Consider the following 17,970-nt stretch of genomic DNA (forward strand, 5'->3'; position numbering starts at 1 on the left):
CCGTACCGCCCATGCCCGTTTCGATCGGTCGCCCGAGCACTATGATCAGCACCATTGACGACGTTTGGACATTACCCTACAAGTTTAGGGGGTTTTCGGCCAGCAGAAACTCAGTGATGAGCGTCTCTCTCCCAGTCGACGTACCGGCCGCTCTCGCCGAGCAGCGCGGTCGCCAGCCACAGGAAGACGCCGAAGTCGTCGACCACGCCGATGCCCAGCAGGAAGTCGGGGACGACGTCGATGGGGGACACGATGTACAGCACGGCCATGCCGAGCATGGCGAGCTTCCCCTTGGTGAGGCCGGGGTAGTGGCCCTTCATCCCCGCGCGCAGCATCCGGGGCAGTGCCCGCACACGGGCCCCGAGGCCGGGGGAGCCGGGCCGGGAGACCTCCCGGTAGGCGCGGTATGTCGCGGCCGCGCGTCCTGCTTTCACCATGATGGCCACCTCCGGACGGCAACTGCCCCCTGTGCTGTCCCGATAACGTCCCAGGGGCCCACCTCGGTTCCGTCCCGACCGGCGCCGCTGGTCAGCGCCTCGCGGCGTGGCGGCCGAAGGCCTGGAGGATTAGACCGGTCGCGTCGAGCTTGGCCGTCCTGCCCAGCGAGTCGAGCCGGATGCCGCCCGGCCATGTGTGCCCGCCCCCCTCGACAACGTACGCCTCGACGGTCGCGCCGCCGTCGCAGCGGAACGTCCGCAGCGTCACGTCGGAGGCCGGCCTGCCCTTGGCGGCGTGGCCGCAGCCCATCGCCCGGGTCCACCGGCCCAGCGTGGTCTCGAAGCCCGGCAGCCGGATGCTGCGCAGCCACACGGGCACCTGGAACCCCTGGACCCGCGTGCCGAGGCTCACCTGCCCGCCGCCGAACGGCACCACCTGGTCGGCCGTGCCGTGGAACGTGATGATCGAAGTGGGCCGGGGGTGGGCACACGGCTGGGCGATGGTGATCCCGCTGACCGGCGCGACCGCCGCGAGCCGCCCGCCGAGCCCGCAGACGAGCGCGGCGGCCATTCCCGCGCCGTTCGACATGCCGGTCGCGAACTCCCTGGCCGTGTCCACGCAGACAGTGGACTCCAGGTGGTCGAGCAGCGCGCGGGCCGCCCTGATCTCGATCTGCTGGTCCTTCAGCCGCCCCTTGCCGAATCCCGGGATGATCCAGCCGGGCAGCCCTGAGGCCGACTCCGGGGTGGCGATCACATAGCCCAGGTTGGACCCGGCGATCGGCAGCCGCGTGTAGGCGTCCTGCTGGACGGCGTTCGACCCCAGGCCGTGGAAGTTGAGCACCAGCGGCGCCGGCTCGGTGTTGGGGAAACCGGCCGGCAGCGTCAGGAGGTAGTCGAGCGCGATCCCGTGAGCCCGGGCCTCGATCCTTCCGCCGACCGGCGTGGTTTTTCCACAGCCTGTGGACGCACTGGAGGATGTTTTGGCGGCGGAGGGGCCCGTTGACGCGGTGGACGGGTGTGCCGGGGCCGGCGAGGGCTCCGCCGAGCACCCCGCCAACGCGATCACCGCACCCAGCAGCACCCCCGGCAGCACCCCCGGCAGCATCCTCGGCAACATCCTCGGCAACGTCGCCGACAGTCCCCGCCCGCCGTCCCTGCCCGCTCGCCGACCCCGGTACGGCCGGCGCACGCCGTCCATCCGCCGAGACAGGTACGGCCGGCGCGCGCCGTACGGCTCCCGCATGTCAGGCGAGCCCGGGCGCCAGGTCTCGCACCGCCTGCGCCAGGGGCACCTCGCCGCCGGGGAGGGGTGCGAGGACGGGGGTGTCGAGCCCGTTCGCGACGTACTCCCGGATCCGGGCCCGGCAGGTCGCGGCGTCGCCATGCACGACCAAGTCGTCGACCACCTCGTCGGGGATCGCCTTGAGGGCGGCCCGGCGATCGCCCGCCGCCCACGCGTCCCACATCGGCCGCAGCACCTCGCCCCGGCCCAGCCATTCGTGGAAGGCCGCGTACACGGGCACCGTGAGGTAGGCCGCGAGCATCCGGCGGGCGATCTCGCGCACGCGGTCGGCGTCCTCGCCGACGATGACGAACAGCCGGGCGATCAGCTCGGTCCCCGGCCCGAGCTCGGCCCGGACCTTCCGTACGTCCTGGGGCGAGACCCAGTTGGTGATCGCGCCGTCGGCCTCCCGGCCCGCGAGCCGCAGCATGCCGGGCCGCAGGGCGGCCAGCACGATCTTCGGCGGGACGGCTGGGGCGCGCTCCAGACGGAATCCCCTCACGCCGAAGGTCTCGTAGCTCTCGGTGATCTTCTCCCCCGCCAGCGCCGTCCGCAGGAAGCGCAGCGTGTCCCGCGTGCGAGCGTACGGCTCGGCGAACTCCACGGCGTTCCACTGCTCGACGATGACCGGCGACGAGGCGCCGATGCCGAGGACGAAACGCCCGGGGGCCACGTCGGCCAGCGTGGCCGCGGACATGGCGAGCAGAGCCGGGCCACGGGTGTAGACGGGGACGATCGCGCTCCCCAGCCGGAGCCCCGGCGCCCACTCGGCGGCCAGCGCCAGCGGGACGAAGCCGTCGCTGCCGGAGACCTCCGCCGACCAGGCGTCGGTGTAGCCCAGCCCCGGCAGCTCCGCTATGAGCGCCTTCGACTCCATCGGCGTCTCCCCGGAGAACGGAATCGTCATGCCCCAGCGGTCCACGGCCACCCCCTCCCCCTCGGAATCCGGCCCATCGGAATCCGACTCAGGATCCGACCATACCAACCAGACGGTATGGAGGACGGGTCATACCCGGAGCTCGTGGACGAGCTCGATGACGTCCCTGGCGATCCCGCGTACGCCGGGAAGGTGGGACAGGCCCACCAGCCGGTCCACCAGCGGCACCACCCGGTCGATCAGCCGGTAGGTGCGGGCGCAGCCGGGAGAGGTGTCGTGCACCCAGAACAGGACCACGCCCATCGACAGCAGCCAGAGCAGCTCGGGGAGCTCGGCCCGCAGCTCGGCGTCCATCCGGCCGGACGAGCCCTCCACGACCTTGCGGTAAAGGGCGATGGCCGACTCCCGGGCCGGCGCGGCGTCGGCGCCGAAGGGGCTGAGCGGATTGCCCGGCTCAGCGGCGTGCTTGTAGAACTTGACCGCGAACTCGTGGTACGGCTCGGAGATCCGCACCCAGGTCCGCAGGACGCCGTGCAGCCGGCCGGCGAACGACGTCTCGACCTCCAGCACCTCGCGGCACGCCGCCTCGTGCGCCGCCTGCGCCCGCTCGTAGTAGGCCTGGACCAACTGCTCCTTCGACGCGAAGTAGTAGTAGGCGTTGCCCACGGAGACGCCTGCCTCCGCGGCGATGGCCCGCATGGTGGTCGCCTCGAATCCCCGCTCCCGGAACAACCGGAGGGCCGTCTCGACGATCAGGTCACGTGTCTTCTCGGCCACGCTGGAAACTGTACGGCTCACGCCCAGGTATGGTCATGGACCATCTCGAAGATCGAGAGCCGTTCCCGGCCCGCGGCACGACGAATCACCGCCGTACGCGAGCCGGGAGCCGGGCCGGAACCCGCCGGTCATCGGGCCGAGACCCGGGCTGGGATCCGGGACGCGGGATCCGGGCCGGGATCCACGACGCGGGATCCGGGCTGCGGATCAGGCGAACTCGGTGGCCACCAGCGCGGCGATCTCGGCCGTGTTGAGTGCCGCGCCCTTGCGCAGGTTGTCCCCGCACACGAACAGGTCCAGCGTGTTCGGGAAGTCGAGCGCCTGGCGGATCCGGCCGACGTAGGTCGGGTCGGTTCCCACGACGTCCGCCGGCGTGGGGAACACGCCGGCCGCCGGGTCGTCGAGCACCACCACGGTCGGCGCGGCCTCCAGGATGGCCCGGGCGCCCTCGACCGTGACCTCCTGGCCGAACGTCGCGTGCACGGCCAGCGAGTGCGTGGTCACGACCGGCACGCGGACGCAGGTCGCCGACACCTTGAGGCTGGGGATGCCGAGGATCTTGCGGGACTCGTTGCGGACCTTCAGCTCCTCCGACGACCAGCCGCCGTCCTTGAGCGAACCGGCCCACGGCACCACGTTCAACGCGAGCGGGGCGGGGAACGGCGAAGCGGCCAGGTCGGGCACGGCCTTGCGCACGTCGCCCGCGACCGTGCCCATCGTGCGGTCGCCGGCGACGGCCTCGATCTCCTCGTAGAGCCGCTCGGGGCCGATCACCCCGGCGCCCGAGACCGCCTGATAGGAGGCCACCACCAGCTCGCGCAGGCCGTACGCCCGGTGGAGCGCGCCCATCGCGGCCATCATCGACAGCGTCGTGCAGTTGGGGTTGGAGATGATGCCCTTGGGCCGGACGCGCGCCTGCTCGGGGTTGCACTCGGGGACCACCAGCGGCACGTCCGGGTCCATCCGGAAGGCGCCGGAGTTGTCCACGGCGACCGCGCCGCGCGAGGCCGCGACCGGCGCCCACTCGGCGGAGACCTCGTCCGGCACGTCGAACATCGCGATGTCGACGCCGTCGAACGCCTCGGGCGCCAGGGCCTGGACGGTGACGTCCTCACCGCGGACGCTGAGGACCTTCCCGGCGGAGCGCGGCGAGGCGATCAGCCGGATCTCGCCGTAGGCGTCCGACAGGTCGGTGCGGTTGGTCAGGATGTCGAGCATCACGGTGCCGACGGCGCCGGTCGCGCCGACGACTGCGAGAACGGGCTTGCGGCTCATCGTCCGGTACCTCCGTACACCACGGCCTCCACCTGGTCGGAGTCGAGGTCGAACGCCGCGTGGGCGGCGGTGACCGCCGCGTCCACTTCGTTCTGCCCGACGATGACGGAGATGCGGATCTCCGAAGTGGAGATCATCTCGATGTTCACGCCCGCGTCGGCCAGCGCGCCGAAGAACTTCGCGGTGACACCGGGGTGGGAGCGCATTCCCGCGCCGATCAGGGAGACCTTCCCGATCTGGTCGTCGTAGAGCAGCGACTCGAAGGCCACCTGGCTCTGGATCTTCTTGAGCGCCGTCAGCGCCGTCTGGCTGTCGTTGGTCGGCAGCGTGAACGAGATGTCGGTGCGGCCGGTGGCGGCCGCCGAGACGTTCTGCACGATCATGTCGATGTTGATCTCGGCGTCGGCCAGCGTCTTGAAGATGGCGGCAGCCTCGCCGACCTTGTCGGGCACCCCGACCACAGTGATCTTGGCCTCGCTCCGGTCGTGTGCCACGCCGGAGATGATGGGCTGCTCCATCTGGGTTCCTTCGGTCTTGGGGTCGGAGACGACCCAGGTGCCTTCCCTGGTGCTGAACGAACTTCTGACGTGGATCGGCAGGGTGAACCTGCGGGCGTACTCCACGCAGCGCAGATGCAGGATCTTCGCCCCGCACGCCGCCATCTCGAGCGACTCCTCGTAGGAGATGCGCGGGATCTGGCGGGCCGTCGGGACGATGCGGGGATCGGCGGTGAAGATGCCGTCCACGTCGGTGTAGATCTCGCAGACGTCCGCGCCGAGCGCGGCGGCGAGCGCGACCGCCGTCGTGTCCGAGCCGCCCCGGCCGAGCGTCGTGATGTCCTTGGAGTCCTGCGAGACGCCCTGGAACCCGGCCACGATCGCGATCTGGCCGATGTCGAGCGCGCCCCGGATCCGGCCCGGCGTCACGTCGATGATGCGCGCCTTGCCGTGCGTCGAGTCGGTGATCACACCCGCCTGCGAGCCGGTGAAGCTACGGGCCTCCTGGCCGAGGTTGGCGATCGCCATCGCGAGCAGCGCCATCGAGATCCGCTCGCCGGAGGTCAGCAGCATGTCGAGCTCGCGCCCCGGGGGCAGCGGCGACACCTGCTGGGCCAGATCCAGCAGCTCGTCGGTGGTGTCCCCCATGGCGGACACCACCACGACGACGTCGTTGCCGGCTTTTTTCGTCGCGACGATCCGCTGGGCGACCCGCTTGATGCAGGACGCGTCGGCGACGGACGAACCACCGTACTTTTGGACAACGAGCGCCACTTGAATCTCCAACGAATCAGGACGTGGAGCTCACAGTGTACTTGCGCGTCCGCGAGCTGAACCGGCGGCGACCACGATGTGGACGGCCGGACGCCTGGGGCCCCGGCGCGCCGGACCCCCGTGCTTCCCGGCGGGTCAGACGACCGTGCTCTCCTCGACCACGTCGAGGCGCGTGTGGGCGACCAGCGCCTGCAGGGCGCGCAGCGCGGCGCCGGCGTGGTTGCCCCAGGTGTTGAAGTAGGAATACTGCCACCACCACAGCGCCTCCAGGGGGCGGCCCGCCTGGAAGTGCCGCAGCCCGTGGATGAGGTCGGCGGCCACCGCCGTGAGGTCGTCCGACAGCCGGTACGGCGTGACCAGCGTGTCCTTGTAGGGGTCGAACACCTCGGCGTAGTCGTCCACCGGGGCCAGCCGGGCGGCGAGAGCCGTACGGAGGGGGTCGATGTCGGGGTCCTCGCTCAGCGCGGGCTCGAAGTTGCCCTGCAGGATCACGTCCTGTGCTGCCCCGAGCTGGGTGCCCGCGAGGCTGACCTGGGCCACCTCCACCAGCAGCAGCGGCAGGGTCGCGTCACCGCCCTCGCCCCCGGCGAGGCGGGTGAGGCCGTCGATGAAGTCCTCCGCGTGCCCGGCGACGCGTGCGGCCAGGTCACTCCAGTCGTCAGACATCCAGCAGCCTCCGTCCTTCGAATGCGCGGCCCAGGGTGACCTCGTCGGCGTACTCGAGGTCACCGCCCACGGGCAGGCCGCTTGCCAGTCGTGTCACTTTCAAACCCAGGGGCTTGACGAGCCTGGCCAGGTAGGTGGCCGTCGCCTCGCCCTCGAGGTTGGGGTCGGTGGCGAGGATCAGCTCGGTGACCTGGCCGTCGGCCAGCCTGACCATCAACTCACGGATCTTCAGGTCGTCCGGGCCGATGCCGTCGATCGGGCTGATCGCCCCGCCGAGCACGTGATAGCGGCCGCGGAACTCGCGGGTCCTCTCGATCGCCACCACGTCCTTCGACTCCTCGACGACGCAGATTACATGGAGATCGCGCCGCTGGTCCCGGCAGATCCGGCATTCCTCCTCGGCGGCCACGTTGCCGCAGACACGGCAGAAGCGGACCTTCTCCTTGACCTCGAGCAGGGCGTGCGCCAGCCGCTTCACGTCGGCCGGGTCCGCGGCGAGCAGATGGAACGCGATCCGCTGCGCGCTCTTGGGACCGACGCCGGGCAGCAGCCCCAGCTCGTCGATCAGATTCTGGACGACCCCTTCGTACATGACCTAGAACCCCGGCAGCTGACCCATGCCGCCTCCGAGGCCCTGCGCGAGCGGGCCGAGCTTCTCCTGCTGCAGCTCTCCCGCGGCGCGTACGGCGTCCCGCACCGCGGCCAGGACCAGGTCGGCGATCGTCTGCGCCGTCTCCTCCGGGTCGCTCACGTCGACGGCCTGGGGGCTGATCTGCAGCTCGAGCAGCTCGCCGCTCCCGTTCACGGTCGCGACGACGAGCCCCCCACCGGCGCTGCCCTCGACCTCGGCATCGCTGAGCTCCTGCTGCGCGGTGACGAGCTGCTGCTGCATCAGCTGAGCCTGCTCCAGCAACTGCTGGAGGTTGACATCCCCTGGATTCACGATCGTGCGCTCCTCAGCGTCCAGCGACATGTTCGTCGCGACGAGCCTACGGTGTCCGCCGCTGTTCCGACACCGGCGCATGCGCGTGTTCCCCGCGGTGAGGGTCGAGGGAGCGGCGTGCTCGGCTCCGCATGGGAAACCGCATGGACGGAAAGCGCGCTACCCCCGCGCTCCCGCCCATGCGGAATCCAGGGAATGGCCGGGCCCCGTCCCCCCTCCACGCGTCCGGGACCCGGCCGTTCCACCACGCCGGTCGTGACCGGCCGACATGACGCGGTAAACGTAAACCGCCGAACGTTGCATACAGGTTGCGCTCGCTCGGTTACTCATGGACATTGGCAAATAGTCCCAGGGGCGAGTCAATTCTCCGCCGACAGGTCACCATAATCTTGACCGCACCGACCGGGAGACATGGATGCGCGATCCGTCGATCCGCCGGATTCACGAGGCATACGTGACCGGTCAGCGCTTTGCCGGAGGCGTCCCCCGCGACGTGATCTCCGCCTCCTGGCGCCGCTGCCTGGACGCCGGCATCGACCCGGAGTCGCACGAGGCGCCGCTCGTGTACGACGAGGGCGTCATCGGCGAGATCCGGTCCGCCCACGCCCTGAGCGCCCTGCTCCCCATGTTCCGCCAGACCCTGCTGCAGGTCGCCGACGAGACGGCCCAGGCGATGGTGATCACCAACGCGGTCGGCGACGTGCTGTGGCGCGAGGGTCACCGGCAGGTGCTGCGGCGGGCCGACAGGATCGGGCTGGCCGAGGGGTTCCGCTGGTCGGAGCCCGCCGTTGGCACCAACGGCATCGGCACCGCCCTGGCCACCGGCCGGGCGACCCACGTCTACTCGGCCGAGCACCTGGCACGCGTGCTGCACGAATGGTCGTGCACGGGCGCCCCCGTCATCGACCCCGACACGGGTCAGATCCTCGGCTGCGTCGACATCAGCGGCGCGGCGGACTCCCTGCACCCCGCCACCGTCGCCCTCGTCCGGGCCGCCGCACGGCTCGCCGAGAGCGACCTCACCCTGCGCATGCGGGAGCGCGACGAGCGGCTCCGCTCCCGGCACGACGCCACCGGCCCCGGCGCGCTCGTCACGCTCTCCGGGCGGGTCATCGGAGGCGACCTCAGCCTGGGGCCCCGCGTACGGCTGCCGGAGTCCGGCGAGCGCCTGCTCCTGTCGGACGGGCGGGTGGCACTGATCGAGCCCCTGGGTGACGGATACCGGCTGTGCCTCACCGCGAGCCGCGCCACCTCCCAGCTCACCTTGACGGTCCTCGGCGTCCACCAGCCGTACGCCTACCTGAACGGGGCGCGGATCCCCCTGTCCCTGCGCCACGCGGAGATCCTCACGCTGCTGGCCTCCCACCCGCGCGGGCTGACCGCCGAGCGGCTCTGCTGCCTGCTGTACGGCGACGGCGGCAACCCCGTCACGATCCGCGCGGAGATCCACCGGCTGCGGGCCCAGCTCGACGGCGCGGTGGCGGCCAAGCCGTACCGGCTGACGTGCGAGGTCTCGGGCGACTTCCTTGAGGTGCGGCAGGCCCTCGCGACGGGTGAGCTCGCCAAGGCGGCCCGGCTCTACCAGGGCCCGCTGCTGCCGCGCTCGGAGGCGCCCGCGATCCGGCGGGCACGCGACGAGCTGGAGGTCCGGGTGCGGTCGGAGATGCTGTCGCGGGGCTCGGTCGAGGATCTGTGGGCCTACGCGCAGACCTCCACCGGGCAGGACGACGCCGAGGTGCATGAACGCCTCGTCACGATGCTGCCGGACGCCGACCAGCGCCACGCCGCGGCATCGGCCCGGCTGGACTGGATCGACGACTGACAGCACCAACTCAGATCAGCCGATCCAGACGAGCCGATCCCGTTGGCCGGCACCGGTCAGGGCCGGACCTCGACCGGCCTCAGGAGTGGTCGATCTCCTCGATGATCCGGCCGCCGAGCTCGCGCTGGATCAGCGCCATGCCGGTGAGATCGCTCACGTCGGCGTCCGCGTCGTTCAGCGGGTCGACCTCGTCGAGGTCCCCGCCCCCCGTCCTGCGGCCGGGAACGGCGTCCGGCCACGCGGGGCGCGGCCCGGCCTGCGCCGCGGCCCTCGCCGCCGAGCGGGCGGCGGCCAGGCCGGGGCTCGGGGCGGAGCCGCCGCCGGAGCCACCACCGGAGGCGCCGCCGGGGCCGGACATGGACCTGCGGCCTGGATCGGGGGCGTCGAAGTCGTCGGACGGGGCGTCCGGCCACGTCTCGTCGGTCGTCCCCGTCGCGCCCGTCGACCCGGAGGACCCGGTGGACCTGGTGGACGCGGCGGACCCGTTCGAGCGGGTCTTCACCGCGGCTCCGTTGGACGCGGCGGCCCTGGCCGGTGTGACCGGCCCGGCGACGGTCGCGACGCCGGCGGCCGAGGGCGAGGACGCGGGCGAGGCTGGGGCGAGCGCCCCAGATCCGGCGGGCCCGGATGCCACGGACGCCGCCGGGGATGCCTGGAAGGTCGCGGACTCTCCGGGAGCGGAGGCGGCGGAAGGATCGGTGGCCCCGCCACCAGGGCCTCCCGGGCCGGCGGGCGGCGTGTCCGTCTGCCCGGCCGGGGCCACCGGTCCGGGCGAGGGCGCGACCGGCGCTGAGGGAACGGCCGGCGCGGATCCCGAGGGCCCCGCGGAAGGCCCGGCGGGCCCCCGGGTGACCGGGGCGCCGAGGCCGCCCGGGCCGGCGCCGCCGACCACCACCTCGACCCGCCAGTTCCCTCCCAGCACGTCGCCCAGCGCGGCGGCGACCACCTCGTCGCGCTTGCCCTTGAGGAAGCCCTGCACGTCACCGGGCTTCTCGAAGCCGACGGTGACGATGTTGCCCTCCACGGCGAGCAGCCGCCCCTGGGCGTTGAGGATCATCCAGGCGACCCGCTGGCGCCTCTTTATGGCCTCCAGCACCTGAGGCCACGCCTGCTGTACGGGCCCGGACTGGACTCCTTCCGGCGGTGCGGGAGCCGTACGGGGAGAGGAGGCCGCGGGCGCGGCCTGACCGCTCCCGGGCCGCACCGGAGTGGGCCAGTCGTCCTGGGCCGCGTCCGCGGAGCCGGCGGGCTGGGCCGCGGCGGCTCCGGAGGCCGTAGGGGCCGTGGGGGCCGATGTCGCTTCCGCCGGGCCGGGCGCCGCGACGCCTGGTGTGCCGCCTGGCGCGGACCGCGCTGAGGCGGGAGCCGTACCCACCGGAGCCGTGCCCGCCGAGACCATGCCCGCCGAGACCGTGCCCGCCGGAGCCGCCGCGGCCTGCGGCGGAGCGACTGGGGCGGCTGCAGCCGAGGAGGGCGCCACCGGGATGCCTCGCTCCAGGCGTTCGAGCCGGGTCTGCAGCGCGGCCTCGGTCAGGTCGGCGGCGGGCAGCAGCACGCGGGCGCACATCAGCTCCAGCAGCAGCCGGGGCGAGGTCGCGCCGCGCATCTCGGTCAGCCCGGCGTTGAACACCTCGGCCGCCCGGGTCAGCTCCGCCGGGCCCATGGAGGCGGCCTGCGCCTGGAGGCGCTCCAGCTCGTCGGCCGGGCGGTCCAGCAGCCCGCTGGCCGCCGCTCCGGGCACGTTGGCGAGGATCACCAGGTCGCGGAAGCGCTCCAGCAGGTCGGCCGCGAACCGGCGGGGGTCGTGACCGCCCTCGACGACGCGGTTGACGGTGTGGAAGACGGCGGCGCCGTCCCGCCCGGCGAACGCGCCCACCACCTCGTCGAGCAGGTCGCCGTCGGTGTAGCCGAGCAGCGAGACGGCCCGCTGGTAGGTGATGCCCTCGTCACCGGCGCCCGCGAGGAGCTGGTCGAGGATCGACAGCGAGTCCCGCGCGGAGCCGGCTCCGGCCCGCACCACCAGCGGCAACGCGGCCGGCTCGTACGGCACCGACTCCGAGTCCAGGATCTCCACCATGAGCTGGCGGAGCGTGGCGGGCGGCATCAGGCGGAAGGGATAGTGATGGGTCCGCGACTTGATCGTCCCGATGACCTTCTCGGGCTCGGTGGTCGCGAAGACGAACTTCAGGTGCGGCGGAGGCTCCTCGACCAGCTTGAGCAGCGCGTTGAAGCCCTCACGGGTGACCATGTGGGCCTCGTCGATGATGTAGATCTTGAAGCGCGCGGAGACCGGAGCGAAGAAGGCGCGTTCGCGCAGCTCACGGGCGTCGTCCACACCGCCGTGCGAGGCGGCGTCGATCTCGATCACGTCGAGGTGGCCGGGCCCGGTCGCGGCCAGGGCCACACACGATCCGCACTCTCCACAGGGGTCGGGCGTCGGGCCCTTCTCGCAGTTCAGGGAGCGGGCGAGGATCCGGGCGCTGGAGGTCTTGCCGCAGCCACGCGGGCCGCTGAAGAGATAGGCGTGGTGGATGCGCCCGCTGCGCAACGCCTGGCGCAACGGCTCGGTGACGTGCTCCTGCCCCTTGACCTCGGCGAACGTCCCGGGCCTGTACTTTCTGTACAGCGCAAGACTCATGCCGCCTCCTCGGGGGGTCGACCCGGCCGGCGTTTCCGCTAACTGAGGAACCCCTCGCACACCCGCCAGAGCCCGCTTATCCTTGCTGCCTTCCGGCCCTGGGGAGGTTCACAGGATGACGCCGCGCGAGGGGTCCGGTGGACAGTCTAACCACTCGGAGCGCGTGCGCAGGACGGGGAAAGGACGGTCACCGCACAGCGGAAAGTCCGCTAAGCTAGCCGACGGAGGATTCGCCTAGTTGGCCTAGGGCGCACGCTTGGAAAGCGTGTTGGGGGCAACCCCTCAGGAGTTCGAATCTCCTATCCTCCGCGCTTGGTTGAGAGCAGCAAGAAGACGAAGGGCCCGGTCCATCCAACCGGGCCCTTCGTGCTTTCCCGCCTCGTCCGCCCTCGTCTCCGTCCGGAGTCCTCGCCCGGAGTCCTCGCCCCCGAGCGCGACCCGGCACAGCACACATGCGACCTGGCGCAGCCACACACGCGAACGTTTCAGCCGGCCGGGCGCGTTCGCGCAGCCCGGTCCGCTGGAGGCGGGCGCCGCCGTTGACGGGCCGATCCAGCTCGCCACACTGCTGCACAGATCCTCACCTTCCGGCCCCCTGTCGATACGGAGACACCATGGCCGACTCGCGTACGGCGGTGCTTGTGGCCGCGGTCATCGTGATCTCTGGCGGTCCGTACGTCGCCGTCGCAAGCGCCGAGACGGCGGCGGCGCCGCGAGCCACGGGAACCGCCGAGGTGCACGAGCGAGCCGGCGCTGCGGGATGGCAGGGCACGCCGGTCAGGGTGGAGCCCCTGCCCGCAGCGATCAGGCTCGCCGGAGCGGGCGCGTCGTGGTCGCTGCGCTACCTGTCCACCTCCTGGAACGGCCGCCGGACCACGGTGAGCGGCACGCTGTCGCTGCCCTCCGGGCGCCCGCCCAGGGACGGCTGGCCCGTCGTCAGCTTCGGCCACGGCTTCGGAGGGTCCGCGGACGCCTGCGCCCCCTCGGTCACCGGGCCGAGCCCGTGGGAGCGGGCCGTGCAGGAGCAGCTGATCGGCGCCGGCTACGCCGTCGCCGTGACCGATTTCGAGGGCATCGGCACGCCCGGCGAGAGCCCGGGCATCGACGGGCGCGCCGAGGCGCACACCATGGTCGACATCGTCAGGGCGGCGCGGCGGATCGCCCCCGTGTCGCGGTCGTGGGCGTCGGTCGGCTACTCCCTGGGCGGGCACGCCGCCCTGTTCACCGGCGCCCTGGCCGCCGCGTACGCGCCGTCGTTGCGGCACGTCGGCACCATCGCGATGGCGCCGACCACCCAATGGCGCGTCCAGACGTCCGGCCCGGCGTTCCGCGACCCCGTGCGGCAGGTGAACCACACGATCCCCTATACCGGGCGCTCGCTCGCCCTCACCCGCCCCGGGTTCCGGGTCGCGGACTGGTACACCCCGAAGGGGCAGGAGCTGGTGGACCTCGCCGGGCGGATCTGCGTCACCGAGATGCTCCAGACGGTGGCCGGGGTCACCAACGGCGACGTGCTCAAGGACCCGCCGGCGGCCGACGACGAGTTCGCCCGGGCCCTGGCCGACGAGGAGATCCCGGTGATGCGTTACCCGAAGCCGGTGTACATAGTGCACGGCGCCGACGACGAGCTGCCGGTCACGCTGAGCGAGATGACGGCCGGCCAGCTCGCGGGAGCGAGCTCCGACGTGACGTTCGTCCCCGTGCCCGGGGTCGACCACATCACGCTGCTGCCCGCCGTCGCCGGGCGGGTGCGCGAGTGGGCCGACCGGCTCTTCGCTCACGCGCCGTAGCGGCCGTCAGATCCAGCTCCGGAAGAGCATGCGCCCGAACCATTGGTCGTACGGCACGGGCACCGCGGTGAGGACGGGAAGCAGCCACCAGAAGTTCGCCAGTGCCAGCAGCGCGAACGCCCCCACCACCGACGCCCCCGCGGCCCGGCGCGCCGGGGTGGCGCCGGCCCGGCCGAGGACCAGCCCGCAGCACAGCACGATCGCGAGGATCATGAAGGGCACCATGGGAAGCGCGTAGAACAGGTACATGGTCCGGTGGTCGGCGAGGGCGAAGTAGAACCACGGCAGCCACCCCGCGCCGTACGCCGCCAGGACGGCGCCGGCTCGCCAGTCGCGGGTCGCGACATACCAGGCGATCAACGCCACCAGCGCGACCAGTCCCGCGTACCAGATGAGCGGGGTGCCCGTGCCGAGTATCGCCCACGAGCAGTCGCTCGCCCCGCACACCCCTTTGGGCGACTGGTAGAAGAACGCCACCGGCCGCAGCAGCAGCGGCCACTGCCAGGGATCCGACTGGTAGGGGTGATGGGTGCTGAGGCCCTCGTGGAAGCCGAGCACCTGGCCCTGGTAGCGGGCGAGCGACCGGAGGGAGTCGAAGACGAAGAAGGCCCAGCCGTGGGAGGTCGCCTGCCCCCAGTTCCTGCCCCACCCGCCGGCCGTGGCGAACCAGCCGGCGAACGAGGCGACGTAGACGGCGAAGGGCACAACGCCCAGCCACCCCACCGCCAGCGGAGCGTCGAGCCGCGCCGCCTCCACACGGGGACGGCGCAGGCCGAGGGCCATGCGTGCGCCCGCGTCCCAGACGAGCGCCATGACCGCGAACGCCACGACGAAGAAGAGGCCGGTCCACTTGGTGGACACGGCCGCGCCCAGGCAAAGCCCGGCGGCCAGCCGCCAGGGCCGGGCGCCCAGCCGGGGGCCCTCCCCCGATGTCGAGGACGTCCGGTACCAGTCGGCCAGCCTGGCCCGGCCGGCGTCCCGGTCCACGACGAGGCAGGCGAACGCGGCGAGCACCCAGAACGTCAGGAAGACGTCGAGCAGGGCCGCCCGGGAGAGCACCAGATGCAGGCCGTCCAGCGCGAGCAGGAAGCCCGCGAGGCAGCCGAGGAGAGTCGAGCGGGTGAGACGGCGCGCCAGCCGGGCCAGGATCAGCAGCGACGCCGTCCCCGTGGCCGCGGCGGCGAAGCGCCAGCCGAACGGCGTGAGGCCGAACAGCCACTCGCCGAGCCCGATCATCCACTTGCCCAGCGGAGGGTGAGCCGCGTAGGTGGCGCACTGGGCGACGTCACCGCACGCCTTGAACAGGCCGGTGCTCCCCTGGAGCATGAGCTTGTCGGCGTTTCCGACGAACTGCCGCTCGACCCCGTGCGTGATGAGGGAGTAGGCGTCCTTGGCGTAGAAGGTCTCGTCGAAAACCACCGCATTGGGCGTTCCCAGGCGGTCGAAGCGGAGGAAGCCTCCGAAGACCGTGACGATCAGTGGGCCGATCCACCCCCACAGGGCGCTACCCGGCATCGGGGGGGCCGGCCGGTCACGTACCGGGATCGGGGGAGCGCCGGCCGGCTCGACGATCGCCTGAGAGGCGGTCTGAGACACTCGGGCATCCTAGCCCGTATGCCCGCGAACCAGGGCGAAGCGGGCCGCGTGTCGGAGGCGCTCACCCCACCCAGGCATGATCCTTTCCCTTTGGGGCAGTATGCGCTGGCGACAACATCGACCGCGCACACCAGCGCCCCATCATCGGGAGCGTCTCTCATGGATTTCGACGACAAAGCTCAACTTGACGCATCGCAGGTGGAGGACGTCGGCGGAGGCGGCGGAGGGTTCCGGGGCGGAGGGCTGGCCGTCGGCGGAGGCGCCGCGGGAATCATCGCCCTGATCATCGCCGTGATCTTCGGGCTGAACCCGGGGGACGTCACCGGCGGCGGGAGCCAGGACCCGGCGAGCGTGCAGCCCAGCACCGACCTGGCCGCGCAGTGCAAGACCGGCGCCGACGCCGACCAATCAGAGAAGTGCCGCGTCGTGGGCGTCGTCAACAGCATCCAGAAGTACTGGGGCGGCCAGGTCCAGGACTACTCCACCGCGAAGACCACGCTGTTCTCCGGCGGGGTCCAGACCGGCTGCGGCGCGGCGGACGCGTCCGTCGGGCCCTTCTACTGCCCGCAGGACAAGCACGTCTACCTGGACCTGTCGTTCTTCGACGAGCTTCAGTCGCGGTTCGGGGCGAAGGGCGGCCCGTTCGCCCAGGCCTACGTGATCGCCCACGAGTACGGCCACCACGTGCAGGACCTGCTCGGCACGATGAACAAGGTCGGGCAGGAGCAGGGCGCCGAGAGCGGTTCCGTACGGCTGGAGCTGCAGGCCGACTGCTACGCGGGCGTCTGGGCGAAGAACGCGGTCGACACCGGCTTCTACGCGTCGAAGTTCACGGACGCCGACATCAAGGAGGCGCTCGACGCGGCGTCGGCGGTGGGCGACGACCACATCCAGGAGCAGGCCCAGGGGCGGGTCGACCCGGATTCGTTCACGCACGGCACCTCCGCGCAGCGGACGAAGTGGTTCACGAACGGCTACTCCTCGGGCGACCCCGCGCGCTGCGACACCTTCTCGGGCAGCATCTGATGCCCCAGCAGCGGGCGTACAGCACCAAACGGGACGCCGTGCGAGGGCGTGTCTCCTAAACTACCTACCGTGATCTTTAAGATGGTCGGCGACGGACGGCCCTACCCCGAGCACGGCCTGTCGCATCGCGAGTGGGCGCGGATCCCGCCCCGCCAGGTCAGGCTCGACACGCTGGTGACCACCAAGGCGGTGCTGGACCTGCACTCGCTGCTGGCCAAGGACTCGACGTTCTACGGCGACCTGTTCCCGCACGTGGTCCAGTGGAACGGCGACCTCTACCTGGAGGACGGCCTGCACCGCGCCCTGCGGGCCGCCCTCCACCAGCGCTCGGTGCTGCACGCCCGGGTGCTGGAGCTCGACGACCGGAATCCGAACGGTTGAGGTGCGGTCTCCCCGCACATGACGAGAGCCGCCGGTCTGGGCGTCCAGACCGGCGGCTCTCGTGTGAGCGGTGGAGGTGGGATTTGAACCCACGGATAGGTTGCCCCATCACACGCTTTCGAGGCGTGCGCCCTCGGCCACTAGGCGACTCCACCGCGCAGCAGCTTACCGGACGAACAGGCGTCCGCGCGCATCCGTTTCGCTCCGTTCACACGGGACGCGTGGGCCGGCGCCGGGCGAAGAAGTCGGTCAGCACGGCGGCGCACTCCCCGGCCAGCACGCCCATGACGACCTCGGGCCGGTGATTGAGGCGCCGGTCCCGGATGACGTCCCACAGGGAGCCGGCGGCCCCGGCCTTGGCGTCCACGGCGCCGTACACGACCCGGTCCACCCGCGACAGCACCGCCGCGCCCGCGCACATCGTGCAGGGCTCCAGGGTGACCACAAGCGTGCAGCCGGACAGCCGCCACTGCCCGGCCGTACGGGCGGCCGCGCGCAGCGCGAGGACCTCGGCGTGGGCCGTCGGGTCACCGCTGGCCTCACGGTCGTTGCCCGCCGCGGCGAGCTGCTCCCCACCGGGCCCGAGCACCACCGCGCCGACGGGCACCTCACCTCGCTCTCCCGCCCGCACGGCCTCCGCCAGCGCCAGCCGCATCGCGGCCTCGTACGCGCCCGGCGGAGGAGCGGTCACCGCACCCGGTCGAGCTCGTCGGCGAACCCGAGACGCTCGGCGATGATCGACAGGATGTCGGCGGGCAGCACGCCCTCCTCCATGCTCAGCTCGAGCAGCTCCTCGGCGCTCAGCCCGAAATCGGCGAGCAGCTCAAGGTCGCCGACGGGGCGGATGCCCAGGTCGGGAGCGTCCTTTTCCACCACCACCGCCGCGCCGGCCAGGTCGGCGAAGATCTCACCCAGCGTGTCGTTCTGCACGGCGTGTGCGTCGGAGATGAACACCCGCGGGTCGAGCTCGCCCTCGTAGCGGATGACGGCGAACCACTCGTCCTCGACCTCGACGCAGAGCAGGGCCAGCTCGTCGCCGTTCAGCCCGAGCGCCTCCTGCACGGCGTCGCCGAGGTCGTCGGCGATCTCGGCCTCGCCGAGTTCGACCTCGGCGCCGGTCCAGCCGCTTCCGCTCTTGGCGAAGGCGGCGGAGAAGAGATTGGATCTCGAGGGCATTGCCGTCTCC

General features: G+C 71.9%; 17 protein-coding genes, 2 tRNA genes and 1 other RNA gene. 5 read left to right on the plus strand and 15 right to left on the minus strand.

All coding sequences use genetic code 11. The features are described 5' to 3' along the window. Nucleotides 1-110 precede the first annotated feature (110 nt). The 9 genes from AB0B72_RS24350 to AB0B72_RS24390 all read right to left on the minus strand — a co-directional run bounded on the left by AB0B72_RS24350 (nucleotide 111) and on the right by AB0B72_RS24390 (nucleotide 7,531). The gene (locus AB0B72_RS24350) at nucleotides 111-437 is read right to left on the minus strand and encodes a YkvA family protein (protein ID WP_367741225.1); all 327 of its coding nucleotides are present in this window, start codon (nucleotides 435-437) and stop codon (nucleotides 111-113) included. Between the two features lie 91 nt (nucleotides 438-528). After that, entirely contained in the window at nucleotides 529-1,557 is a 1,029-nt protein-coding gene (locus AB0B72_RS24355; RefSeq protein ID WP_367741226.1) for a PHB depolymerase family esterase, read from the minus strand. 127 nt (nucleotides 1,558-1,684) lie between these two features. Next, a complete protein-coding gene (locus AB0B72_RS24360) occupies nucleotides 1,685-2,629 on the minus strand; it encodes an LLM class F420-dependent oxidoreductase (RefSeq protein ID WP_367741227.1) in 945 nt (314 codons plus the stop codon). A 99-nt stretch (nucleotides 2,630-2,728) separates the two neighbouring features. After that, nucleotides 2,729-3,376 carry a TetR family transcriptional regulator gene (locus tag AB0B72_RS24365; RefSeq protein ID WP_367741228.1) on the minus strand — a complete coding sequence of 216 codons (648 nt, stop codon included), beginning with the start codon at nucleotides 3,374-3,376 and terminating at the stop codon, nucleotides 2,729-2,731. A gap of 207 nt (nucleotides 3,377-3,583) precedes the next feature. After that, the gene (locus tag AB0B72_RS24370; protein ID WP_367741229.1) at nucleotides 3,584-4,651 is read right to left on the minus strand and encodes an aspartate-semialdehyde dehydrogenase; all 1,068 of its coding nucleotides are present in this window, start codon (nucleotides 4,649-4,651) and stop codon (nucleotides 3,584-3,586) included. Beyond that, a complete protein-coding gene (locus AB0B72_RS24375) occupies nucleotides 4,648-5,922 on the minus strand; it encodes an aspartate kinase (RefSeq protein WP_367741230.1) in 1,275 nt (424 codons plus the stop codon). Before AB0B72_RS24375 ends, AB0B72_RS24370 begins: the two co-directional genes overlap by 4 nt. Before the next feature lie 135 nt (nucleotides 5,923-6,057). Further along, a complete protein-coding gene (locus tag AB0B72_RS24380) occupies nucleotides 6,058-6,588 on the minus strand; it encodes a DUF5063 domain-containing protein (protein WP_367741231.1) in 531 nt (176 codons plus the stop codon). Further along, complete coding sequence (gene recR, locus AB0B72_RS24385) at nucleotides 6,581-7,180, minus strand: recombination mediator RecR (RefSeq protein WP_367741232.1); 600 nt, start codon at nucleotides 7,178-7,180, stop codon at nucleotides 6,581-6,583. The genes AB0B72_RS24380 and recR overlap by 8 nt, the downstream gene beginning before the upstream one ends. 3 nt (nucleotides 7,181-7,183) lie before the next feature. Continuing rightward, the gene (locus AB0B72_RS24390; RefSeq protein ID WP_367741233.1) at nucleotides 7,184-7,531 is read right to left on the minus strand and encodes a YbaB/EbfC family nucleoid-associated protein; all 348 of its coding nucleotides are present in this window, start codon (nucleotides 7,529-7,531) and stop codon (nucleotides 7,184-7,186) included. A 415-nt stretch (nucleotides 7,532-7,946) separates the two neighbouring features. Between AB0B72_RS24390 and AB0B72_RS24395 the strand changes: the two genes are divergently transcribed. After that, nucleotides 7,947-9,353: a GAF domain-containing protein gene (locus AB0B72_RS24395; RefSeq protein ID WP_367741234.1), complete on the plus strand. Its 1,407-nt coding sequence runs from the start codon at nucleotides 7,947-7,949 to the stop codon at nucleotides 9,351-9,353. Between the two features lie 79 nt (nucleotides 9,354-9,432). Here the strand turns inward: AB0B72_RS24395 and AB0B72_RS24400 are convergent, their stop codons facing one another. Together AB0B72_RS24400 and ffs are read right to left on the minus strand one after the other, a co-directional pair. Continuing rightward, entirely contained in the window at nucleotides 9,433-11,991 is a 2,559-nt protein-coding gene (locus AB0B72_RS24400) for a DNA polymerase III subunit gamma and tau (RefSeq protein ID WP_367741235.1), read from the minus strand. Between the two features lie 40 nt (nucleotides 11,992-12,031). Continuing rightward, nucleotides 12,032-12,130, minus strand: an RNA gene (gene ffs, locus AB0B72_RS24405) — signal recognition particle sRNA small type. A gap of 84 nt (nucleotides 12,131-12,214) precedes the next feature. Between ffs and AB0B72_RS24410 the strand changes: the two genes are divergently transcribed. Together AB0B72_RS24410 and AB0B72_RS24415 are read left to right on the plus strand one after the other, a co-directional pair. Further along, nucleotides 12,215-12,300, plus strand: a tRNA-Ser gene (locus tag AB0B72_RS24410). Nucleotides 12,301-12,605: 305 nt separating this feature from the next. Then, entirely contained in the window at nucleotides 12,606-13,781 is a 1,176-nt protein-coding gene (locus tag AB0B72_RS24415; RefSeq protein WP_367741236.1) for a lipase family protein, read from the plus strand. A gap of 6 nt (nucleotides 13,782-13,787) precedes the next feature. Here the strand turns inward: AB0B72_RS24415 and AB0B72_RS24420 are convergent, their stop codons facing one another. Continuing rightward, entirely contained in the window at nucleotides 13,788-15,377 is a 1,590-nt protein-coding gene (locus AB0B72_RS24420; RefSeq protein ID WP_367741237.1) for a dolichyl-phosphate-mannose--protein mannosyltransferase, read from the minus strand. A 159-nt stretch (nucleotides 15,378-15,536) separates the two neighbouring features. Between AB0B72_RS24420 and AB0B72_RS24425 the strand changes: the two genes are divergently transcribed. Beyond that, entirely contained in the window at nucleotides 15,537-16,403 is an 867-nt protein-coding gene (locus AB0B72_RS24425) for a neutral zinc metallopeptidase (RefSeq protein ID WP_367741238.1), read from the plus strand. Between the two features lie 69 nt (nucleotides 16,404-16,472). Beyond that, nucleotides 16,473-16,784 carry a type II toxin-antitoxin system VapB family antitoxin gene (locus AB0B72_RS24430; RefSeq protein WP_367741240.1) on the plus strand — a complete coding sequence of 104 codons (312 nt, stop codon included), beginning with the start codon at nucleotides 16,473-16,475 and terminating at the stop codon, nucleotides 16,782-16,784. A 68-nt stretch (nucleotides 16,785-16,852) separates the two neighbouring features. Here the strand turns inward: AB0B72_RS24430 and AB0B72_RS24435 are convergent. The 3 genes from AB0B72_RS24435 to AB0B72_RS24445 all read right to left on the minus strand — a co-directional run bounded on the left by AB0B72_RS24435 (nucleotide 16,853) and on the right by AB0B72_RS24445 (nucleotide 17,960). Next, nucleotides 16,853-16,939: transfer RNA gene (locus AB0B72_RS24435), tRNA-Ser, on the minus strand. A gap of 53 nt (nucleotides 16,940-16,992) precedes the next feature. Next, a complete protein-coding gene (gene tadA / locus AB0B72_RS24440) occupies nucleotides 16,993-17,439 on the minus strand; it encodes a tRNA adenosine(34) deaminase TadA (protein ID WP_367741278.1) in 447 nt (148 codons plus the stop codon). 32 nt (nucleotides 17,440-17,471) lie between these two features. Beyond that, entirely contained in the window at nucleotides 17,472-17,960 is a 489-nt protein-coding gene (locus tag AB0B72_RS24445) for a tRNA adenosine deaminase-associated protein (RefSeq protein WP_367741241.1), read from the minus strand. Nucleotides 17,961-17,970: the final 10 nt, after the last annotated feature.

Source organism: Microbispora sp. NPDC049125 (assembly GCF_040802045.1).
Lineage (GTDB): Bacteria > Actinomycetota > Actinomycetes > Streptosporangiales > Streptosporangiaceae > Microbispora.